The organism is Flavobacterium foetidum, from assembly GCF_004634245.1.
GTDB lineage: Bacteria > Bacteroidota > Bacteroidia > Flavobacteriales > Flavobacteriaceae > Flavobacterium > Flavobacterium foetidum.
Genome location: NZ_SJTF01000008.1, coordinates 59887 through 81910 on the forward strand (window position 1 = coordinate 59887; position 22024 = coordinate 81910).

The window sequence follows — 22024 nt, forward strand, 5'->3', positions numbered from 1 at the left end:
AAGAAAGAATGAGTAGGAAGAATTCTTCGCAAATAATTAAAGCTTAAAATTGAAAAAGTATTCGTATATTATTATTGATGATAATCCCGAAAGTGCTGTAAACACTAGAAAAATTGCAGACGGCTTTTCGGAATTAAGCTTTTTGGCATCGGCATCTAGTTACGAAGAAGGGCTCGCATTGGTTTTGGAACAACAGCCAGCACTTATATTTTTAGAAATTGCACCAGAGAATATTTCCAGTAATCTATCGCTTTCTTTTATTAATGAATTGTACAGGTATTTAGCCGCGATTCCTAAAATCATAATTACGACTCTGAAAAAAGATTTGGCGTTTGAAGCCATCAAGTATGATGTTTTTGATTATATCGTAAAACCCGTAATACAAATAGACCTGCTCAAGCTGATTCTGAAACTAGACAAAAGCACTTTGGCCTCAGAATCAATTAAAATCAAGAACGAAATTACAACTTCTGTAACATCGTTTGCAAGAACTGCTCGCAATATCGAAGAACCGCTCGTTATTTGTATAAAATCTTACGGAGATTACCGTTATGTCAATGCAGAAGAAATCTGTTATTTTCAGGCCGATAACAACTCAACCGATATTTATCTGAGCAACGGCGAAATGATTACAGCTTTTAAAACTTTAAAGCATTTTGAGAGCCTTTTGACTTTTCCTTTCATCCGGATTCATAACAGTTATGTCATCAACAGAAATTACATTTCGAGGATTCATAGCGGAAACTCAATGTGTTACATAAAAAACTCCTCCAAAAAGATTCCGTTTTCCAAAACTTACAAGACAAATGTTGACCTAATTATTGCAGATTTTGCAGCTGGAAATTACCTAGAAGTCTAAAAATTAAGTGTTTACATGAATTTGCTACCCATTGACTACCAATTGGGTACGATCTACCATAAACCTATTTTTTTGTATAAATTTTTTTTGAATACCGTAGTAGTTTTACACCATGATTCGCAGCAAAAAGCGATGATTTTCCAAAAAAAAATAAAAACATAATTAATACTTTAGGTCATGAAAAAAACAGCTTTAACATTCGGATTATTCTCTTTAGTAACTGTAGCAACTTCTTTTGCAGCTCCAGAAGCTCCAACTTATTTAGCAGCAAACGATTCTATTAAAACATTACCAATCGACGGTGGTGCAGCAGGTGGTGTGATTAAAAAACAAGATTTTCATGGATCTAACACTGAATTACAAAGCAATCATTTGAATTTTGCAAACGTTAACCAATCTCTTGGACACGATAAAAAAGTAGACTAAACTACACAACAAAAATACAAATTAAGGCTGTCAGATTCTGACAGCTTTTTTTGTATCTATTTTTTAGTATTTTTGAGAAAATTCTGAAACACAATTGAAGAAAAAAAACAAAATACTATTCCTTTTATTTCTTGTTTTAATGGCATGTAATAAGAAAGCAGAATCAGATCAGGATACTGTGGCAATAGACAGCCTGCCGACTTTTCTTTCGCTGGCCAATGAGAATAATCTTCCGTTAAAAATTAAGCAAAAATACAATCAGAAAGCACTCAATATTATTTTGAGGCAAAAAGACGATTCTATCAATAAGGTAAATCTTTTTAAGGTAGCCAATCGTTATTACAATATGAGCGATTGGAAATCGTATCTCGAAACCACAAAACTGATTCTTGAAAGAGCAGAAAAATCAAAGGATTCTGTTCATATGGCTAAGGCTTACACTTATCTAGGCGACTATTATTTGTCTCAATCTGTGCCCGATAGCGCTTTTTTGAATTATTATAAAGCCGAAAAAACATACCTGAAAATCAATGACGAGATCAATCTTGCGAAAACTTTTTTGAACAAAGCAAACCTGCAATATAACGAAGGTGATTTCTTTGAAAGCGAAATAGCTGTTTTTAAAGCCCTAAGCATTTTGAAAAATCAGAAAAATGTAAACGAACTTTTGTATGAAAGTTATAACCTGCTCGGAATTTTATACAACGAAAGAGAAGAGTTTACCAAAGCGCTCGAGTTTCAGAATAAAGCTTTGAATATTTTGAATGATAAGACTATAGCACATGCCTATCAGTATAAGGCGGCTTCTTTAAATAATATAGGTTTTATCTACATGCATATGGGCAGTTACCAAAAAGCAAAAGGCTTTTTTGAAAAAGGGCTTCAAGAAAAAAATCTCTTTGTAGATCGAACGAGCCTCTATGCAATTTTATTGGATAATTTAGGTTATAGCAAATTCAAATTAAACGAATCAGATCAGTTGCCCGATCTGTTTTTCGAATCTTTAAGAATTAGGGACAGTCTTGATCTTACTTCTGGAGTAGTGTCAAGTAAAATTCATTTGTCTGAATATTATGCTTTTAAAAAAGATACTTTCCGAGCATTTCAGTTTTCAAAGCAAGCGCTGACTTTATCTCGAGGTTCTACAAAACTGATTAATACGCTCGAAGCACTTAAGCAAACTGCTGCGGTTGACCCTAAAAATGCTTCCAAATATTCGAGAGAATATATTCAGCTTAATGAAAAAATGCTGAAAGCTGAACGTACAATGGGGGAGAAGTTTTCTAGAATAGCTTATGAAACCAACGAAATTAAAGATCAGAATTCTAATCTTCAGGAAAAAAATAAGACACTTATATATGTTTTCAGTATCTGTACCTTGATTGGTTTGTTTTTTTATGTTTATAAAACCCAGCAAGCAAAAAACCGCGAACTGATTTTTAAACAACAACAACAGATTGCCAATGAAGATATTTATAATCTCATGATTTCGCAGCAAAATGAAATCGAACAAACCCGAATCAAGGAAAAGAAAAAAGTAGCGCAGGAACTTCATGACGGTGTTTTAGGTCGAATGTTCGGAATAAGAATCAGTTTGGACAGTCTTGATAAAATGGATGAAGCTCAGGCAGCAGAAAAAAGAAAAAAATACCTGGCCGAACTCAAAAACATCGAACAGGATATCCGAGAAATTTCTCACGACTTAAACAGGGAAAAGTCAGAATTAATTAATAATTTTGTTGCAATACTAAAAAAACTGTTTGAAAATCAGAAAAATACTTACTCGTCAAAATTAATTACCGTTTTTGATCCTAATATAAGATGGGAATTGATCAGCAATATCGATAAGATCAATCTGTACCGAATTATTCAAGAAGGACTTCAGAATTGTAATAAGTATGCAGAAGCAGATATTATTACAGTTGAATTGAAAAACGAAGACGACTTTTTAGTAGTTAGAATTATTGATGACGGAATTGGATTTGATACCAGAAGAACTAAAAACGGAATAGGTCTTCATAATATTGAATACCGTACAGCCGAATCTAATGGTATAGCAACAATAGAATCTGTTAAAGGAGAAGGAACGACACTTACAGTGAAAATTCCCATTGACCAAAAATATAAACCTGAATCACCATGATATTTGACAACCCCAAATCAACATCAAACTTAATCAGGCGACATGTTTTAATCGTAGACGACCATCCTTTTATAATCGAAGGATACAAAAATGCGATTACTCGCTATAATCCAAATGAGTACGAGTTTGTAATTTCTCAGGCGCATGACTGCAAATCGGCTTATGATTTGATTGAAAGTCCAAATGTACCCCCTTTTGATATTGCTTTTTTAGACATCAGCATGCCGGCCTATGAAGAGAAAGAAATATTTTCTGGAGAAGATTTAGCCAAACTTTTAATGAAAAAAATTCCAGAATGCAGGATTGTGCTTTTAACGATGTACACCGAACTTCTGAAAATAAAAACCATTATCAGAACGATTCAGCCCAATGGCTTGGTCATTAAAAACGATCTGACTTTTGATGAATTGCTTTTTGCGCTCGATCAAATCATGAAAAATGAAAAGTATTATAGTCAATCGGTGGTAAAAATGCTTAATCAGTCGACGCACAACTCTATAGAAATAGATGAATTCGATAAACAGATTTTAATTCATCTTTCTGAAGGAACAGAATCTGAAATCATGCCGAAATATATTCCGATTTCATTCTCAGCTATTGAAAAACGAAAAAAAAGCATGAAAGAACTGCTTAAAATAAAAAGCGGTTCAGACGAAGATTTAATCAAAGAAGCGAAAAGTAAGGGGCTTTTTTAAAAAGAAATTCCAATTAGAAAATTCCAAATTCCAATAAAAAAAGAAATCTCAAAAAAGAAATTCCAAATTCCAATGCTTATAGCTACTGGAATTTGGATTTTTTTTATTGGAGTTTTTAAAAATTTATTCAGTAAGAGCATCCCAACCACGTGCTTTTAAGGCAATTTTTGTATTGGCACGAGTAACGAGATGGATTCCTTCGTTTTCTTCCGTCATGTGACCAATAACAGAGAAATTCGGGTTTCCTTTTATTTTGTCAAAATCGTTAATGTCAATTGTAAATAGAAGTTCATAATCTTCGCCGCCGTTAATAGCGACCGTAGTACTGTCAATATTAAACTCTTCGCAAGTAGAAATAAACTGCGGATCTAAAGGCAATTTATCTTCATATAAATTACAACCCACTTTTGACTGTTTGCAGATGTGAATAATTTCAGAAGATAATCCGTCTGAAATGTCAATCATTGCAGTTGGTTTTATGTCTAAAGCATGAAGTAGAGTACGAACATCTTTTCTTGCTTCTGGTTTTAATTGACGTTCTACCAAATAAGTATAAGGATCTAAATCCGGCTGATTGTTTGGATTTACCTGAAAAACTTGTTTCTCACGTTCTAAAACCTGTAATCCCATATAAGCAGCACCCAAATCTCCGGTTACAACCAAAAGATCTGTTTTTTGAGCTCCATTTCTGTAAACCAATTCCTTTTCATCAGCTTCTCCAATTGCCGTTATACTAATGATTAAGCCTTTTTGAGATGAGGTCGTGTCGCCTCCAATTACATCGACTTTATACTCTTTTGCAGCGTGTGCGATGCCATCAAACAATTCTTCTAATGCTTCAAGAGGAAACCGATTTGAAACTGCTACAGAAACCGTAATTTGTGTTGGTTTCGCATTCATAGCACAGATGTCAGAAACGTTTACGACAACGGCTTTGTATCCTAAATGTTTCAAAGGCATATAAGCCAAATCAAAATGAACTCCTTCTATCAATAAATCAGTAGAAACAACTACTTTTTTGTCTTTAAAATCAAGAACAGCAGCATCATCGCCTATACTTTTTAAAGTAGATTCCTGAGTAACATCAAAGTTTTTGGTTAAATGGTCTATTAAACCGAATTCGCCCAATTGTGCTATGCTGGTTCGCTGCGGATTTTTATCTTCTATCATTTTATTTAAGTTCCAAAGTTTTAAAGTTGCAAAGGTACAAAGGTTTTTTTTAAAGATGCTAAGATTCTGAGATGCTAAGGTTCTAAGTTTTTTCTAGTCTGTTTGCTGTGTAGAGACGTTCCCCGATATTCAATTATAATTTTCAAAAACGTTCTTTGTGAGGTCGCGTGAAGGATGGAAGCAAGTTACCGAAGTAACGCGGACAGCCTGACAGCATGCCGACAAGAGGGCGAATAAGCGCAATCTAAGTTTGCCCTCTTGTCGGGATGGTGGCACGCCCAAAGAATAATCATCTTTTCATGCTAAAATGAGCTTTGAATTCCTGTGCAACGCCATTTTTGCTGTAAGTAACACGGAACCAATAATCTGAAGAGGGAAGCGGACTACCGTTGAAATTTCCGTCCCAGCCGGGACCAGATGGTTTGATCATTGTAATCAGTTTGCCGTAACGGTCATAGATAGTAATAACCGCATCGGGCTGGTCGGCGAGATCAGGAATGTTCCAAGTGTCATTGTAGCCATCATTATTGGGAGTGAAAAATTTAGGATATTTGAGCACTTTGGCAAATAAAATAAGATGGTCGCAATTGGCTTTTGTATCTCTCACGGTAATTGCATGCTCTCCCGAATCAACGTTCTGAAATATGTTGCTGGTTTGAAAATCGCCGTCATCCAGCTGATATTCATAGATTCCAAATCCATTACTTAAGTTGACGATGATATCGATGGTATCTGCAAATTCATCCGAAACGGTTACGGTTGCTATAGCTGGACTCGATTTTTCGACGGTTACGGTGGCCGGATTATAACCGCAGTCGTTGCCAACATCGGGTACGTTTTTAACAGGCACAACAGTGTAAGTTCCATCCTGAGTTGCGGTATACGTTGGTCCAGTACCGATTTTGTTATTATTAAAATACCACTCAACAGTATAGTCGGGAGAATTTATTCCGGAACTCAGTATAACTGGATTTAATAATGCTCCCGTTTGATAATCGACACAAATGGCTGCGTTTTGCACAGAGAAATTTTTTAACGGATAAATAGTAATATAAAAATCGTTCTGGGCATAACAAGTAGAATTGGTTGCTGCCGCTGCATAGATATACAATCTTTGGCTGGTATTTATTTTTTGGCCCGCTGTAAATTGAGTTCCAGTTGCATTGGGACCGCTGTAATAATTGCCGACTGCTAAAGGAGGCAAGGTGTAGCTTTCGCAAATGGCAACATCGGGAGTATTGGTTAAAACAGGCGTTTTAGAAATGCTGACTTGAAAACTCTTTTCGCTGACACAGGTGAGGCGGTTACCAGAAACAGCATAAACATAAATAGTCTGCGAACTGTTTAAGATGGTTCCGACTGGAATGACGGGGCCTTTTCCGCCAGGTTGTGCATAATAATTACCCAAAGTCAACGGCGGCAAAGTATAACTGTCGCAAACATTGATATTGCTAAAATTGCCGACATCTATTCCGAGATAATTTACTTTAAAAAAGGTTTCGTTGTTGCAGGAAGTCAAATCGGGCCACTCGTTATAAATATAAATGGTTTGTGTAGTGTTGATAGAGGTTCCTTCTGCTAGCTGTGTTCCCGTGCCATGCAGACCTCCAGTAGCGGTGTAATATTTTCCATTTCTCAGTTTTGGGAGTATAAAATCGTTGCAGGTCACTACATCTGTAAAACTATCAACAGGTGGCACAGGTCTTATCTGAACAGTAAAACTATGTTCGTTTGTACATTCAGATCCTACAGCATAAACATAAATAGTTTGGGTTGTTGTTATGACATCGCCTGCTTTTAGCCGTGTTCCTCCGCCGTTGGTTTTAGTGAAATAATTACCATTTACTAATGGTGGCAAAACATAACGGGCACATTCCAATCTGTTAGTTGGAGTATCTACTGGAGGAAGCGGTTTTATGGTGATGACATATTTAAGATTTTCGGTGCAATTGGGCGAGGTCGTAGTTGGGGAATAATAATACACAGTTTGAGAAGTAGTAATAACAGTTCCTACCGGAATGCTATTTCCTTGACCTCCCGGACTTTCGTAATAACCGCCAATGGCAATGGGAGGCAAAGTAAAACTGCCGCATCGCGAAATCGGTACAAAAATCGATGAGTTTACAATATCAATTTTAAAAGAATGCTCGTTGGTGCATCTTCCGTCATTTGCAAAAACAAATACAGTCTGGCTAGAAGTTATTCTGTCACCGGCTTTCAGCGCTTTTCCTTGACCACCCGATAGGGTAAAATAATTTCCGTTTGCTAAAGTTGGAAGCGTATACGAATCGCAAGTCACAATGTTGGAGGGTTTATCTACTTCTGGCAAGGGATAAACGGTAAAAGGGACTTCAATGTCACGGCATACCGACCCATCGATTACGGCATAATAATAAATAGAGCCACTGCTTGTAAATGCTGTTCCTTGAGGGATAGAATCGCCACGTCCTCCAGGTTGTGTGAAAAAACCACCCGCAGGTACTCTTGGAACAACGTATTGACCGCAACCGTCTTTTTTGAAGCTAATCTCATAAATTAGCGTTACATTAAAACTGCTCTCATTGGTACAATTGTTTGTATTGGGTCCGGTATAGATATAGTAAGTACCGCTTTTGGTAATAACATCTCCAGGATTCATTTTAGTTCCCGTTCCGTTGATAGAGGTGTTGTACTCACCATTTGTAATTGGAGGAAGCGTATAACTGTTGCAAGCAATTACATTCGGAATCTTATCGACCGAGGGAAGCGAATTAACAATGACATTAAAACTGACTGTGGCATAACAAACCGAGTCTGAGATATTTTCAATACGAACCCAAATCGTTTTCGGTGATTGGGCTATAGTGGTACTGAAGGTTTTCGGATCTGCGATATTGTTTCTGGCATTATTTGCATCAGCTTCGCTGTTGTAGTACCTGATTCTGTAGGCAGCAGTATTTAATCCATTTAAGATAATGGCTTCCTGAACAGTTAAGTCAACGGTTATACTTTTAGAAATAATGTCACAAACATTTAAGTCTGGTGGTTTTACAACATTGATTGGGTCGGTAACTAATAAATTAAATGAAACTATATTGTTGCAAAAGAAGCTCTTGTCATAAACAGGCACCACTTTTATGTATATAGTCTGATTGCCTGAGCTCGTATAAGATTTTAATTGATTTTCGGGTATCATAGGCCCATTTGCATTAGCTGCAGCTAAAGAATCAAAATAATAAATCACATGTTGAGCAGAATCGATTCCTAATTCGGTTTGGTTGTTTTGTGTTAAGTCATACTGATAAGTGCCACTTGTAGTGTAACAGGCGGTTAAGTTTTTTGGAGTTTTAATAGTTAAATCCTTGATTATAATTTCGTCCTTAACCACACAGCCAGAAAGTGTCGCCGTAACTCCATAAGTTCCAGCTTTAACTATTGTTAGCATATTGCTGTTTTCATTCGGAATCACGGTGCCGTTTAATGTCCAAACATAGCTGAAATTGCCAACGAGCTCCGATTTAAGTATGATTTTTTCGCCTTGACAAATAGTTTTATCGGGACCTAAATCCATAGTAGTCATAAAACTTCCGCCTTTTATGAAAACAGCCGAATCGTAATTGCTGTCGTTATAATCGCCAATAGCCAATTTGATGCGATAAGTTCGGTTTGGAATCACAGTCGATGAAGCAGTTAAAACTTTGGTCTCGCCTCTCATATTAATGGCCGACTGAGAAGGATTTGCTACATTATAGCGGTCAAATAAATTGGCATTGGCAGACAAGCAAGACGAATTATATTGTTGGTCTCTAATATTCTTAACCGAAACTGGAGTTGTCGTTCCCGGCACTACGGCAAGATTGGTAGAAATTCCCGTAGTTAAATCTGTCAGGATAAAGGCAAAAACATCGCTAAAGCCGCACTGAAATTCACCGTATTCGTTTGAGGCAAAAAGGAAATCAAAACTGAAATTGCTGGATAAAGGCGTAAAATCAAATTCAAGAAAACTCACATCTGTTACTGGAACGACTTGACCGTTGTTGTCGCTGATTTGCTGTAAATCACTGTCGGTGGCATTGTTCAGTTTACTGCTTTCGTTGTTGCCCGTATATGGTCCTTCTGTGTATTTGGCTATTCCGTTTCGTATGATGATACCGGTTGAAATAGGGAAATTCGGATTTGTACTGGTGAATTTGCCAATGCCACGACGCGAAGAGTATCTGAAATTAGTTTCGTTCGAACAGCCATTTTGCATCAATTCTTCCCGAACCAGTTCAGGTATGCCCAAAGTTGTAGTGTCGACTATTATTCCCTGTGCTGAAGATATAGTCGAATAAAATAATAAAATCAGAAATAAAGCAACTCTCATAATTCCTATTTTTTACTCATCGGGTTACTTAAAATTACGAAATTATTTATTTTTAAAAATATGATTATCAGTATTTTATGATTTAATGTTGCGGTTTAAGCAAAAAAGCATCATAATTTCAATTTTGTTAAATTCTAAGAGAAATTCATGTAAAAAAAAGAGTCGCAGTTCCTTATAGAACAAGGTAAAGCGTCTTGTTTCTGTGCTACTCGAAATGGCATAAACAAAGATTTCTAAAAAATATTTTTTCCTGCTGACAAACTGTTGTCACCGGCCCATTTTACTTTTGAAGTATTAAAAATTTAAAACTTTAAAACCATGAAAACTTTAGAAGCACAAGTAATTACATCAGAAGATTTATTGAAACATTGGCAAGGGCACAGAGCCTTAACAAGAAGATTAATCGAAATTTTTCCAGAGAAAGATTTTTTTGAATTTTCTATCGGAGGAATGAGGCCTTTTGCAAAATTAGTTGATGAACTTTTAGCTATTGCAGTTCCGGGACTTAAAGGAATTGTGACGAAACAAACTGAAGCATTCTCAGAAGGAGATGAAAAATTGATTTTTAAAGCACAATACCTTGAAAAATGGGACGAAGCCACAGCAGAAATCAATAAGTATTGGGAAAAATTATCTGTTGAAGATTTCAGCGAAACTTTTAATCTTTTTGGGCAGTATGAATTTCCGGTTATTCAGAATATTTTATATTTTATTGATAATGAAGTGCATCACCGTGGTCAAGCTTACGTGTATTTAAGAGCTTTGAATATCGAACCACCGTTTTTCTGGGAAAGATAATTTCTGAAAAACAATAAAAAAACTCTCAAAGCAGAAAATTCTCTTTGAGAGTTTTTTTATATAAGTCTTTGTCTGTTGATTTCCAGTAATTCTAAAATTCTTGTTTTCAGGCTTTGGGGTTCCAGAATTGTGGCATAATCACCAAACATCAAGAACCATCGCGGAAAACCGTCTTCCATGTTGCGGCACATAAAGGTCATTTCGATTTTGTCCCCAACTTCTTTTTCTGCTACAAAACCATGGTATTTTCTTTCAGATACGAGATATCTTGCAATTTTCTTTTCGACCAGAATCCTGACTTTTGTAGTCGGACAATTTTCAGTTTTATCTAAGTAAGTTTCTAAGGCTTCGTGTTCGATAGTAAAATCAGATTCAGTTTTCTGGATTCCCAGAATTCGGTCGGTTCTAAACTGGCGGTAATCCTGCCTTAAATGACAGTATCCCAAAAAATACCAGTTGTTATTGTCGTGAAAAACCCCTACAGGTTCTATGTTTCTTTGCGTTGTTTCTTCTTTGCTAAACGTTTTATAAGAGAGCAAGATTTGTTTTTTTTCAGCAATTCCTTCAAAAAGAACCGCCAATGTATTTGGCGAATTATGATTAAACATTGGCTCGGCAGTGTTCATGACAACTCGCGACTCAATATTGGCCAAATAATCTTTATCTGTACTTCGCAAAACCGATTTGAGTTTGTACATCGCCGAAGCATAATTGGTTCCAAGAGATGGATCGGTAAATTTCTGCATCAATTTTTCGGCGGCAATAAAGCTGTTTATTTCCTCTCGGGTAAACATTACGGGTGGCAGTCTGTACCCCTCCATTAAAGCATAGCCCACTCCCGCTTCGCTGTAAATGGGAACTCCAGATGCTTCGAGCGTTCGAATGTCTCGGTAAATGGTTCTTAAACTGCAATCAAAACGATTGGCCAATTCCTGTGCTTTTACAATTTTTTTGGATTGTAACTGAATGAGGATGGCGACAATTCGGTCAAATCGTTTTGGAGCTTCGTCGAGCATTTTTTTAAGATTCTAAGGTTCTGAGGTTCTAAGTTGCTAAGTTTTTTTGCTGTGAAGAGCCAAAGATACAAATGAAAAAATGAAACAAAATAAAAAAAGCTGTTCCAAATTGAAACAGCTTTTTACTTAATAAGTCGGATGAATTTAAACATTTTTTTGCATCTTTACAGAATTATAGTATTAAATTCTGAAAGAAATGAAGCTCCCGTTTGAGCCAATTATTTTTGGCTATGAAATTAATATCCATTTAATTTTAGAGTATCTGGCATTTTTTTTAGGATTCAGATATTATGTTTTTTTGCGAAAGAGAACAAATGATAGTATCGTTTCTGCTAATAGACTTTCCATCATATTAGGAGCGGCAATTGGAGCTTTTTTAGGCTCTAGGATTATGGGTTTTTTAGAAAACCCTGTTTTTCATCTTGATGCAAAATCAATTTTAGAACTTTTCAATGCCAAAACAATCATGGGAGGATTGTTTGGCGGCCTGTTGGGGGTTGAAATGGCTAAGAAGATTATTGGCGAAAAAGAGTCATCAGGCGATTTATTTACTTTTCCGATTATTTTAGGAATTTTTATTGGGAGAATTGGCTGTTTTTTATCTGGGACAAATGAGTTTACATACGGAAAAGAAACTACCTTTTTTACGGGTATGAACCTTGGCGATAATATCAAAAGACATCCAATTGCTTTATATGAATTGGTTTTTTTGATTATTTTGTTTTTTGTTTTGAACAAATTAAAAACTAGAAATAGAAAAAACGGACTGTTATTTCAGTATTTTATGATTGCCTATTTTACTTTTCGTTTTTTTATAGAATTTTTGAAACCCAATCATTTCTTGATTTTTGGAATAAGTTCAATCCAGATTTTATGTTTGATATGCCTGCTCTATTATAACAAAACAATTTCATATTTATTTGTAAAAAATGCCAGTTAGAAAATATACTTATTATGACTTTACATTAAGTCTCTGTCCAGAATGCTTAAAGAGAATCGATGCCAAAATTGTTTTTGAAGATGATAATGTCTACATGCTTAAGAGATGCCCGGAACATGGAAGTTCTAAGGTTTTAATTGCCGATGATGTTCAGTATTACAAGAATATCCGAAATTACAATAAACCATCTGAGATGCCGTATACTTTTAATACAAAAACACATTATGGCTGTCCTTACGATTGTGGTTTATGTCCAGACCACGAACAACATTCTTGCTTGACAGTTGTTGAGGTTACGGATCGATGCAATCTGACCTGTCCGACTTGCTACGCAGGTTCGTCGCCGAGTTATGGACGGCACAGGACGCTCGACGAAATAAAAGTAATGCTCGATACAGTTGTTAAAAATGAAAAAGAACCGGACGTTGTGCAGATTAGTGGAGGAGAGCCAACCATACATCCTGAGTTTTTCGAAATTTTGGATTATGCAAAATCAATTCCGATAAAGCATTTAATGCTAAACACAAATGGAATTAAAATTGCAAAAGACAAAGAATTTGTTCAGAAACTAAAAAGCTATTCTCCAGATTTTGAAATTTATCTTCAGTTTGATTCTTTTGAAGATCGTGTGTTGCAGGAGTTGCGCGGAGCAAATTTAAGCGAAATACGAAGACAGGCTTTAGAAAATCTAAATGAGGTTAATTTGTCTACGACTTTGGTGGTTACGCTTCAAAAAGGATTAAACGACCATGAAATTGGTAAAATTATTGAGTTTGCATTAAAGCAAAAATGCGTTCGAGGAGTTACATTCCAGCCAACTCAAATTGCAGGCCGATTAGAGAATTTTAACTTAGAAACCGACCGCATGACATTAACAGAAGTTAGGAGAAAAATTCTGGAGCAAACGACTGTGTTTAATTCCGATGATTTGCTTCCGGTACCTTGCAATCCAGATGCTTTAGTGATGGGATATGCATTGAAATTAGGAGCGGAAGTTTTTCCGTTGACACGATATATCAACCCAAATGATTTATTGGATAATAGTAAAAACACGATTATTTACGAACAGGATGAAGTGCTTCGTGGCAAAATGATCGACTTGTTTAGTACCGGAAATTCTGTAGAAGTTGCACAGGAAAATTTGAAATCGATATTGTGTTGTCTTCCCAATATTGATGCGCCAGAATTAGGTTATGATAATCTGTTTAGAATTATTATCATGCAGTTTATTGATGCCTATAATTTTGACGTGAGAGCAATAAAAAAATCATGTGTGCATATTGTCAATAAGGATAATAAAATAATTCCGTTTGAAACCATGAATTTATTTTATAGAGATGATAAAGTTGAAAGACTAGAAGAATTAAGAACTAAAGTATAAAGAATATGACAACGTTAGAAGTAGGTAATTTAAATGGTTTGGTTGCATTTTTTGTAGCGATTATGGTAGGGCCTCCAATTTTAATGGCAATCATAGGTTTTGCGGTAAAGAAAAATCATCCAAACGCAGCAAAAGTTTGTTTTATTATTGGAGCATTATACCTGCTTATCGGATTAGGAATATGCGGAACGCTTTTGTCCTAATAAAAAACCCCTAATAATTTCCGTTTATTAGGGGTTTTAGGCTATATTATTGTGCGTTAGAATCGAAATAAAAGTCCGAATTGTGGTTGATTGAAGATGTTTTCAAACAAGTTAATATTCAACTTAAAAGTATCTGATGACGGACCGTCTTCTGGTGAAACACTATTGTACGCTAAAATATTGGCTAAAGTAAATGTTATAGCAATATTCTTAGTTACGAAATAATTTAAACCAACATTGATATCAGCAGTAATACTATTGTCAGTATCTGATACACCATTGATTTCGGTTTTGTTTCTTCCAAATCCTAAGCCAGCTTCAGCGTAAGTTTTTAGACGTTTTTTGTCCAATTCCAGAAAATAATAACGAGCAAAAGCACCTACTCCAAATACATTTGTTTTGGTATTGGTCAATTCTGTTTCATTACTTTGATAGTCTAATTTAGCTCCAACTGCAAATTTATCATTTAACAAATAGCCAAATTTTGGACTAAAACCATAATAGTCTGAGTCTCCACCCGTACTAATTTTGATAGAACCTTCCAAGAACATGTCTCCTTTTTGGAAAGTCACACCTTTTGCAGAATTCATTTCCTCTTCAGCTTGGTATTCTTGAGCGTTTGCGAAACAAAATGCGAAAAGGGCTAAAATGATTGAAAATTTGGTTTTCATAGTTTTATATATTTAAAATTTGTAAGATTAAAAATACTTTTTCTATGTTAAAAGGCCCGTAGATTTGTTTGAACGAGTTAAAAATCCATCTATTGAGTTAAGAATTCACTTTCTTTGTAAGTTTTGACGTGATAATTTTATGAGCGATGCAAACAAAAAACCCGACAACTTTCGTCATCGGGTTATCTATATTCTATGTTTCTATACTCTATTTTCTAAAGTAAAATCTAGTCATTCAACTTCAAAACAGCCATAAATGCTTCTTGCGGAATCTCAACGTTTCCTACTTGGCGCATACGTTTTTTACCTTTTTTCTGTTTTTCAAGAAGTTTACGCTTACGCGAAATATCTCCACCGTAACATTTTGCGGTAACGTCTTTACGAAGTGCTTTAATCGTTTCACGAGCGATGATTTTTGCTCCAATTGCCGCTTGAATCGGAATGTCGAATTGCTGTCTTGGGATAAGTTCACGTAATTTCTCGGTCATTTTTTTACCGATATTGTAAGCGTTATCTTCGTGGATCAATGCAGAAAGCGCATCGACTGTTTGAGCATTTAAAAGAACGTCAAGTTTTACTAATTTCGAAACTCGCATTCCGATTGGAGAATAATCGAAAGATGCGTAACCTTTAGAAACGGTTTTTAAGCGATCGTAAAAATCGAATACAATTTCTGCCAAAGGCATATCAAAATTCAATTCAACACGCTCCGTTGTTAAGTAGGTTTGGTTGGTAATTAGACCACGTTTTTCGATACACAAACTCATTACGTTTCCTACGAAATCGGCTTTTGTAATGATAGTAGCTTTAATAAATGGCTCCTCAACTCTATCCAGTTTTGAAGGCTCTGGCAGATCTGAAGGATTGTTTACAACAATTGGCGTTTCTGGATGTTTTTTGTTGTAAGCCAAATACGAAACGTTAGGAACAGTTGTAATTACAGTCATATCAAACTCACGTTCTAAACGTTCTTGGATAATTTCCATGTGAAGCATTCCTAAGAATCCGCAACGGAAACCAAATCCTAATGCCGCAGAACTTTCAGGAGTAAATACTAAAGAGGCATCATTCAATTGTAATTTTTCCATAGAAGAACGTAAATCTTCGTAGTCTTCTGTATCTACTGGATAAATACCGGCGAATACCATTGGTTTTACATCCTCAAAACCAGCAACCATATTCGTTGTCGGAACTTTTGCATCTGTAATCGTATCACCTACTTTTACCTCACGAGCTTCTTTAATTCCAGAAATCAAATAACCAACATCTCCAGCCGAAACTACATTTTTAGGAACCTGATTTAGTTTTAACGTTCCAATTTCATCAGCAAAATATTCGTTGTCTGTAGCCATGAATTTAATCTTCTGGCCTTTTTTGATTTCTCCGTTTACAACTCTAAAGATTACCTCAATGCCGCGGAACGGATTATAAACTGAGTCAAAAATCAAAGCCTGTAACGGCTCTTCTGGGTCTCCTTTAGGAGCAGGGATTTTTTCGATAATAGCGGCTAAGATGTTTTCAACACCAAAACCAGTTTTTCCTGAAGCATGAATAATATCTTCCAATTTGCATCCTAATAGATCGATGATATCATCGCTAACTTCTTCAGGGTTTGCACTTGGTAAATCGACTTTATTCAAAACCGGAATAATTTCTAAATCATTCTCAAGTGCTAAATATAAGTTAGAAATAGTCTGCGCTTGAATGCTCTGTGCGGCATCCACAATCAGTAAAGCTCCTTCGCAGGCAGCGATAGATCTAGAAACTTCGTATGAAAAATCTACGTGTCCCGGAGTATCAATTAAGTTTAAGATATATTCTTCTCCTTTGTACTTGTATTCCATCTGAATGGCATGACTTTTAATGGTAATACCACGCTCACGTTCTAAGTCCATATTGTCTAGCAGCTGCGCCTTTTCTTCACGGGCAGAAACTGTCTGTGTAGCACTCAATAATCTGTCAGCCAATGTACTTTTACCGTGGTCAATGTGTGCAATAATGCAAAAGTTACGTATCTTCTTCATTTTAATATATCAGTTCTCTAAAGAGTTTTAGTATTTTTTGGGTATAATTTTCCGCTCCAGCAAATGCTTTAATGCGTGTAACTAAGGCGCAAAGATAGCGCAAAGTTTTGGATTCTGGAATGATGATTACCGATAGTTGGCTGCTTAAAATAAAATAGCGCTTTAAAATTCGAAATTAAATCCTTTTTCGGTCAGTTTCTGATAGATTTCATCATCAAATTTATACAGTTTTGCGGCCCTGTGCGAAACATCTTTTTGTTTTTCGTCTAGAGCGACCAACAGCTTCATGTGCAGAATTTTTCTTCTAAAGTTTGATTTGTCGAGTTCAATTCCTAAAATTTCTTCGTACAGATGCATTAACTGCAGTAAAGTGAATTTTTCTGGCAAAAGATTAAAACCAATAGGTGCCTGACGCACGCGGTTTCGAAGCTGCAACAAACTGACGTTCAGAATTTCGTTATGGTCAAAAATCAAATCAGGAATTTCACTGATTTTGTACCATTTTGCTTCAATCACCCTTAAACTTGCCTTGATGTTATAATCTTCGCGGCTAACCAAAGTATAATAGCCAATGGTAACCACACGTCTTTCGGGAACACGTTTTGGGTTGGTAAATGCCTTAAGCTGTTCGAGATAGATGTTTTCTAAACCGGTGAGTTCCTGAAGAATACGCTGCGCTGCATCGTCTGCACTTTCGTCTCTTTGGAGCCAGCCTCCCAAGAGTCCCCATTGTCCCATACTTTCTCCCTGTGCATGCTGTACCAGCAGCACTTCTAAGCTTTCTTTATTAAATCCGAAGAAAACGCAGTCAATTGTGATTCCTTCTACCGCGGGTTTGTTTATTTCTGTCAAGTTAATGCCGTATTATTTTAAAAAAATCGAAACTAGTTTTGCTGTTAAAATTCAAAATTAAATCCTTTCTCTGTCAATTGTTTGTAGATTTCGGGTTCAAATTTATAAAGCTGTGCGGCCCTGTGCGAAACGTCTTGTTGTTTTTCGTCTAAAGCCGCCAATAATTTCATGTGTAGAATTTTTCTCCTGAAGTTAGATTTATCCATTTCGATGCCTAAAATTTCTTCATAAAGTCGCATAAGCTGTAATAAAGTAAATTTTTCTGGCAAGAGATTAAAACCAATTGGCGCCTGGCGTACTCTCTGACGAAGATGTTTGAGGCTGTAGGCCAAGATTTCATTATGGTCGTAAATAAGATTCGGAATACTGTCTATTTTATACCATTTTGCATCGGCGGCGGTAAAACCTGCTTTAATATTATAATCTTCTCTTTTTACCAACGCATAATAACCAATTGTAATGACCCTTCTGAGCGGGAAACGGTCTGGTTCTCCAAATGCCTTTAGTTGTTCAAGGTAGATATTGTCAAGTCCGGTCAATTCGTTTAACAAACGATGCGCTGCATTGTCTGTGCTCTCTTTTTTGTAAATCCATCCGCCGGGAAGACCCCATTTTCCTTTACTGATTCCCTCTGCATGTTGTACTAGCAGTACTTCCAGACTTCCTTTATCAAAACCAAAAATAACGCAGTCAATCGTGATGGCGTTCATTGCGCTTTGTTCGCTTTTCAAGGCAGGTTTGTCGTCGACATTTTCAATCATACTCACGATAAATTTTGACAAATTAAACAAATTAAATCTTTAAAATCTTTTATAGAACCTTTATATTTTTTTTAACGGAACAAAAAATTGATAATCAAGCTCTTGCAAAAGCTTCTAAAAACAGGGTTTAGAGTCTTGTTTTTTAAAACACTGATTATCAATTCTCTAAAACCATATTTTTTTGATATTATTTATTGTTTTTTTAAATCCATTTTTAAAGCATTGATAAAAATGATTAACCAAATATTAGAATTGAAAAAAATTAACCCTAATATTTTGTTAATATAGAAAAATTGTTTTACACTTGTAGTCAAATTTACCATAAGATAAATTCATATTGACTATAAGTTTAAGAAAGACAAATCTACAATTAACTTAAATTATCGCAAATGTTTTTTTTAGGAATTGATTCGGGAGGCATTTTTACCCAAAACAACCAGCAGCTACGGGTTCAGAAAACACATTATTTGTGTATTGTTTGCCGGTAATCACGAATAAAAAATGATATAAACTTTACAACTCAAACTTCGGAGACTGCGGAATTAGTCTTCACAACCAACTCTATTTAGAAAAATTACTAACTTAAATTAACCAATTCTTACTATGAAAAGCAAAAATTGTATTAAAACAAAAAAGCTTCCATGTTTTATGGCGCTGCTGCTTAGCGTATTTATGATACAGTCGGGATTTGCACAGGAATCCAAAACTGTAAGCGGAACAATTACTTCTGCTGTCGACGGGATGGGGGTTCCAGGAGCAAGTGTTGCTGTACAAGGAACCAAAACAGGTGCCGCATCAGATTTTGATGGGAATTACAAGATAGAAGCAAAAACAGGTGATGTACTTGTGTTTACCTTTATCGGATTCAAAACGCAGACAGTTACGGTCGGAACCCAAAGAACAATCAACGTTACCTTGCAAGAGGAAACAGCAGAATTAAAAGAAGTTGTGGTAATTGGATACGGATCACAAAAGAAAACACTTGTTACCAATGCTGTTACTCAGGTAAGTGGAGAAAGTTTGGCTAAAACCAATACTGTAAATGCCTTACAAGCGCTTCAGGGTCAGGCGGCTGGTCTTCAGGTTACTTCTACTTCAGGACAACCGGGTGAGGGTTTTAATGTAGTGATTCGTGGTGTCGGATCTACTGCAGGAAGCACGCCACTATATGTTGTAGACGGAATTCTTACAGGTGATATTTCATATTTGAATAATTCAGATATCGAATCTATCTCTGTTTTAAAAGATGCGGCTTCTGCAGCAATTTATGGTTCTCAGGCTTCAAACGGGGTTGTCTTAGTAACTACGAAAAAAGGAAAAAGAGGTGCAACAGGACAAATTACCTTTGACCAATATTACGGCGTACAGTCTGTTGCTCGAAAAGTTGATATGCTCGACGCAAGAGAATATGCAACTATCTTAAACGAAGCAGCGGTGAACTCTGGTAAGAGCCCTTACTTTACAAATGACCAAATTGCTGGAATGGGTTCTGGGACAAACTGGATGGATAAAATGCTGACGGATAATGCGGCTACAAAAAACTTTTCTTTTGGTGCTTCAGGTGGTTCAGAAACTTCTGTTTATTCTACTGCTTTGTCTTATTTAGGACAAGAAGGAGTTGTTGGAGGAAAAGATTTATCTAATTATGAGCGTTACAATTTCAGATTCAACTCAGAACACAAACTTTACAAAGACGTAGTTACCATTGGTGAAAACTTAAGTTTTGCCTATGTCAATAAAAACGGAATTGGAGTAGGAAATCAGTACAATAACTCGTTGAGAAGTGCTTTTCAGGTAACGCCTTTATTGCCGATGTACGATGCAAACGGAAACTATTTTGATACTACAAACAGTACAGAACCTTGGTTGGCAGGTGTAGCAAATCCGTATGCCTTGATGGTTTACAACAACCAGAACGAAAGAGATAGCCAAAAATTATTGGGGAATGTGTATTTACAGATTCAGCCGTTTAAAAATTTGACTTTTAGAACAACTTTAGGTCTTGACTATAATGTAAACGAAGGACATTCGTATACCCCAGTTTACAGATTATCAATCTATGCAAATACTGCTTTTGATAGAGTAACCCAGAATATGGATAAAAGCAAAAGCATCAACTGGGATAACTTGTTGACTTATAAATTTAACGTAGCAGACAGCCATCAGTTCGAAGCTTTGTTAGGTACTTCTTATATCAAATACGACAGAACATTAATTGAAGTGGCCAATGCTGATTCGGTTTTTAATGATTTAGAACATGCTTGGCTAGATAATACCACCAATAAAGACGGTGCGAGAATCTCGATGAAAGGGAATAAATTCGAAAACATCCTAATGTCTTATTTTGGAAGATTAAATTATAATTACAAAGAAACTTATCTGTTAAATGCAACATTGAGAGCAGATGGCTCTTCAAAATTTGCAGCAGGAAATCAATGGGGTTATTTCCCATCAGTATCTGGAGGATGGGTGGTTTCTAATGAAGGATTTTTAAAAGATTCAAGAGCTATAAACTTTCTTAAATTAAGAGCAAGCTGGGGTCAGGTTGGTAACCAGAGCATTAGATCCTTCCAGTTTTTATCATTGATAAAATCTAATAATACCAACTATAGTTTTGGTAACGAAGAAGGCGTGCTAACGCCAGGAGCATATCCGCAGAATATTGCAAATCCTAACTTAAAATGGGAAACTTCAGAACAAATTGACCTTGGTTTTGATGCCAGATTTTTAAATAATGCTTTGAGCGTAAACTTCGATGTTTATAAAAAGACAAACAAAGACTGGTTGATTCTGGCTCCTATTTTGGCTACTGCAGGTGCAGATGCGCCATACATAAACGGTGGTGATGTAGTAAATAAAGGAGTTGAGTTGAGCTTGAATTACCAAAATAAAATTGGAGATTTCAATTACAGCATAAGTGCAAATGGAGCCTACAATAAAAATACAGTTGGAGAGATTCCGAATGCTGATGGCATCATTCACGGGTTAAACGGCGAACTTTATGATAACTCAGGCGAGTTTTACAGAGCACAGAACGGATATCCATTAGGTTATTTCTGGGGTTATAAAACAGGAGGAGTTTTCCAGAATCAAGCACAAATTGATAACTACAAATCGGCAAACGGAGTTGTACTGCAACCAACAGCAGCGCCTGGAGATATTATTTATGTAAACACAAACGGCGACGATAAAATAGATGCCTCCGACAAAACAAGTATCGGAAATCCAAATCCTGATTTTACATATGGTTTTTCTCTATCTGCTAGCTACAAAGCTTTTGATTTTTCTCTAAATGCAAATGGTGTGGCAGGAAACCAATTGGTTCAGTCCTATAGAAATCAAGTAGGTACTTACGGAAATTATACTTCAGCAATTTTAAGCCGTTGGCATGGTGAAGGTTCTTCTAATACAATGCCTCGAGTAACAGAAGACAATAGAAACTTTACGCAGTTTTCAGATTTGTATATTCAGAATGGTGATTTCTTGAGAATTAATACAGTAACATTAGGATTTGATTTAGCAAAAATGAAACAGTCAAAACCATTTTTTGCAAGTCAGTTTAGAGTGTATTTCTCTGTATTAAATCTTTACACTTTTACGAAGTATGACGGTATGGATCCAGAGATCGGATTCGGTTCTTCAAATGATGACCAGAAGTTTTCATCAGGTGTTGATGTGGGTTACTATCCAAGACCAAGGACATTCATGTTAGGTCTAAATGTTAAACTTTAATACATAAA

16 protein-coding genes are annotated in these 22024 nt (G+C 36.0%); 9 read left to right on the plus strand and 7 right to left on the minus strand.

The features are described 5' to 3' along the window. Positions 1-49: 49 nt before the first annotated feature. From E0W73_RS11390 to E0W73_RS11405, 4 genes are all read left to right on the plus strand, one after another. Complete coding sequence (locus tag E0W73_RS11390; RefSeq protein WP_135222208.1) at positions 50-859, plus strand: LytR/AlgR family response regulator transcription factor; 810 nt, start codon at positions 50-52, stop codon at positions 857-859. A gap of 177 nt (positions 860-1036) precedes the next feature. Beyond that, on the plus strand, positions 1037-1285 hold the full coding sequence (locus tag E0W73_RS11395; protein ID WP_135222209.1) for a hypothetical protein: 249 nt from the start codon (positions 1037-1039) through the stop codon (positions 1283-1285). Positions 1286-1424: 139 nt separating this feature from the next. After that, positions 1425-3428 (plus strand): tetratricopeptide repeat-containing sensor histidine kinase, encoded by a 2004-nt coding sequence (locus E0W73_RS11400; protein ID WP_135222210.1) that lies wholly within the window; start codon positions 1425-1427, stop codon positions 3426-3428. Beyond that, on the plus strand, positions 3425-4123 hold the full coding sequence (locus E0W73_RS11405; RefSeq protein WP_135222211.1) for a response regulator: 699 nt from the start codon (positions 3425-3427) through the stop codon (positions 4121-4123). The genes E0W73_RS11400 and E0W73_RS11405 overlap by 4 nt, the downstream gene beginning before the upstream one ends. A 123-nt stretch (positions 4124-4246) precedes the next feature. On the opposite strand, the gene thiL is transcribed toward E0W73_RS11405, so the two are convergent. Beyond that, a complete protein-coding gene (thiL, locus tag E0W73_RS11410) occupies positions 4247-5293 on the minus strand; it encodes a thiamine-phosphate kinase (RefSeq protein ID WP_091494276.1) in 1047 nt (348 codons plus the stop codon). 289 nt (positions 5294-5582) lie between these two features. After that, on the minus strand, positions 5583-9638 hold the full coding sequence (locus tag E0W73_RS11415; RefSeq protein ID WP_135222212.1) for a T9SS type B sorting domain-containing protein: 4056 nt from the start codon (positions 9636-9638) through the stop codon (positions 5583-5585). Positions 9639-9956: 318 nt separating this feature from the next. Here E0W73_RS11415 and E0W73_RS11420 point away from each other — a divergent pair, with 318 nt between their 5' ends. Next, the gene (locus E0W73_RS11420; RefSeq protein ID WP_135222213.1) at positions 9957-10436 is read left to right on the plus strand and encodes a DinB family protein; all 480 of its coding nucleotides are present in this window, start codon (positions 9957-9959) and stop codon (positions 10434-10436) included. A 56-nt stretch (positions 10437-10492) separates the two neighbouring features. Here the strand turns inward: E0W73_RS11420 and E0W73_RS11425 are convergent, their stop codons facing one another. Then, positions 10493-11452 carry a helix-turn-helix transcriptional regulator gene (locus tag E0W73_RS11425; RefSeq protein WP_135222214.1) on the minus strand — a complete coding sequence of 320 codons (960 nt, stop codon included), beginning with the start codon at positions 11450-11452 and terminating at the stop codon, positions 10493-10495. A gap of 196 nt (positions 11453-11648) precedes the next feature. On the opposite strand from E0W73_RS11425, the gene E0W73_RS11430 reads away from it, so the two are divergent. The 3 genes from E0W73_RS11430 to E0W73_RS11440 are packed head-to-tail and all read left to right on the plus strand — an operon-like array spanning position 11649 to position 13976. Next, a complete protein-coding gene (locus tag E0W73_RS11430) occupies positions 11649-12392 on the plus strand; it encodes a prolipoprotein diacylglyceryl transferase (RefSeq protein ID WP_135222215.1) in 744 nt (247 codons plus the stop codon). After that, positions 12382-13773 carry a radical SAM protein gene (locus tag E0W73_RS11435; RefSeq protein ID WP_135222216.1) on the plus strand — a complete coding sequence of 464 codons (1392 nt, stop codon included), beginning with the start codon at positions 12382-12384 and terminating at the stop codon, positions 13771-13773. Before E0W73_RS11430 ends, E0W73_RS11435 begins: the two co-directional genes overlap by 11 nt. 5 nt (positions 13774-13778) lie before the next feature. After that, the gene (locus tag E0W73_RS11440; protein ID WP_135222217.1) at positions 13779-13976 is read left to right on the plus strand and encodes a hypothetical protein; all 198 of its coding nucleotides are present in this window, start codon (positions 13779-13781) and stop codon (positions 13974-13976) included. A gap of 56 nt (positions 13977-14032) precedes the next feature. On the opposite strand, the gene E0W73_RS11445 is transcribed toward E0W73_RS11440, so the two are convergent. The 4 genes from E0W73_RS11445 to E0W73_RS11460 form a co-directional block, all read right to left on the minus strand. Continuing rightward, positions 14033-14647 carry an outer membrane beta-barrel protein gene (locus E0W73_RS11445; protein ID WP_135222218.1) on the minus strand — a complete coding sequence of 205 codons (615 nt, stop codon included), beginning with the start codon at positions 14645-14647 and terminating at the stop codon, positions 14033-14035. Positions 14648-14874: 227 nt separating this feature from the next. Then, positions 14875-16671 (minus strand): translation elongation factor 4, encoded by a 1797-nt coding sequence (gene lepA, locus E0W73_RS11450; protein ID WP_135222219.1) that lies wholly within the window; start codon positions 16669-16671, stop codon positions 14875-14877. A 162-nt stretch (positions 16672-16833) separates the two neighbouring features. Beyond that, positions 16834-17523, minus strand: coding sequence for an NUDIX hydrolase (locus tag E0W73_RS11455; protein ID WP_244248475.1), 690 nt, complete (start codon positions 17521-17523; stop codon positions 16834-16836). A 44-nt stretch (positions 17524-17567) separates the two neighbouring features. After that, complete coding sequence (locus E0W73_RS11460) at positions 17568-18284, minus strand: NUDIX hydrolase (protein ID WP_135222221.1); 717 nt, start codon at positions 18282-18284, stop codon at positions 17568-17570. A 603-nt stretch (positions 18285-18887) separates the two neighbouring features. Here E0W73_RS11460 and E0W73_RS11465 point away from each other — a divergent pair. Then, complete coding sequence (locus E0W73_RS11465; protein ID WP_135222222.1) at positions 18888-22016, plus strand: SusC/RagA family TonB-linked outer membrane protein; 3129 nt, start codon at positions 18888-18890, stop codon at positions 22014-22016. The last annotated feature ends 8 nt before the right edge of the window (positions 22017-22024 follow it).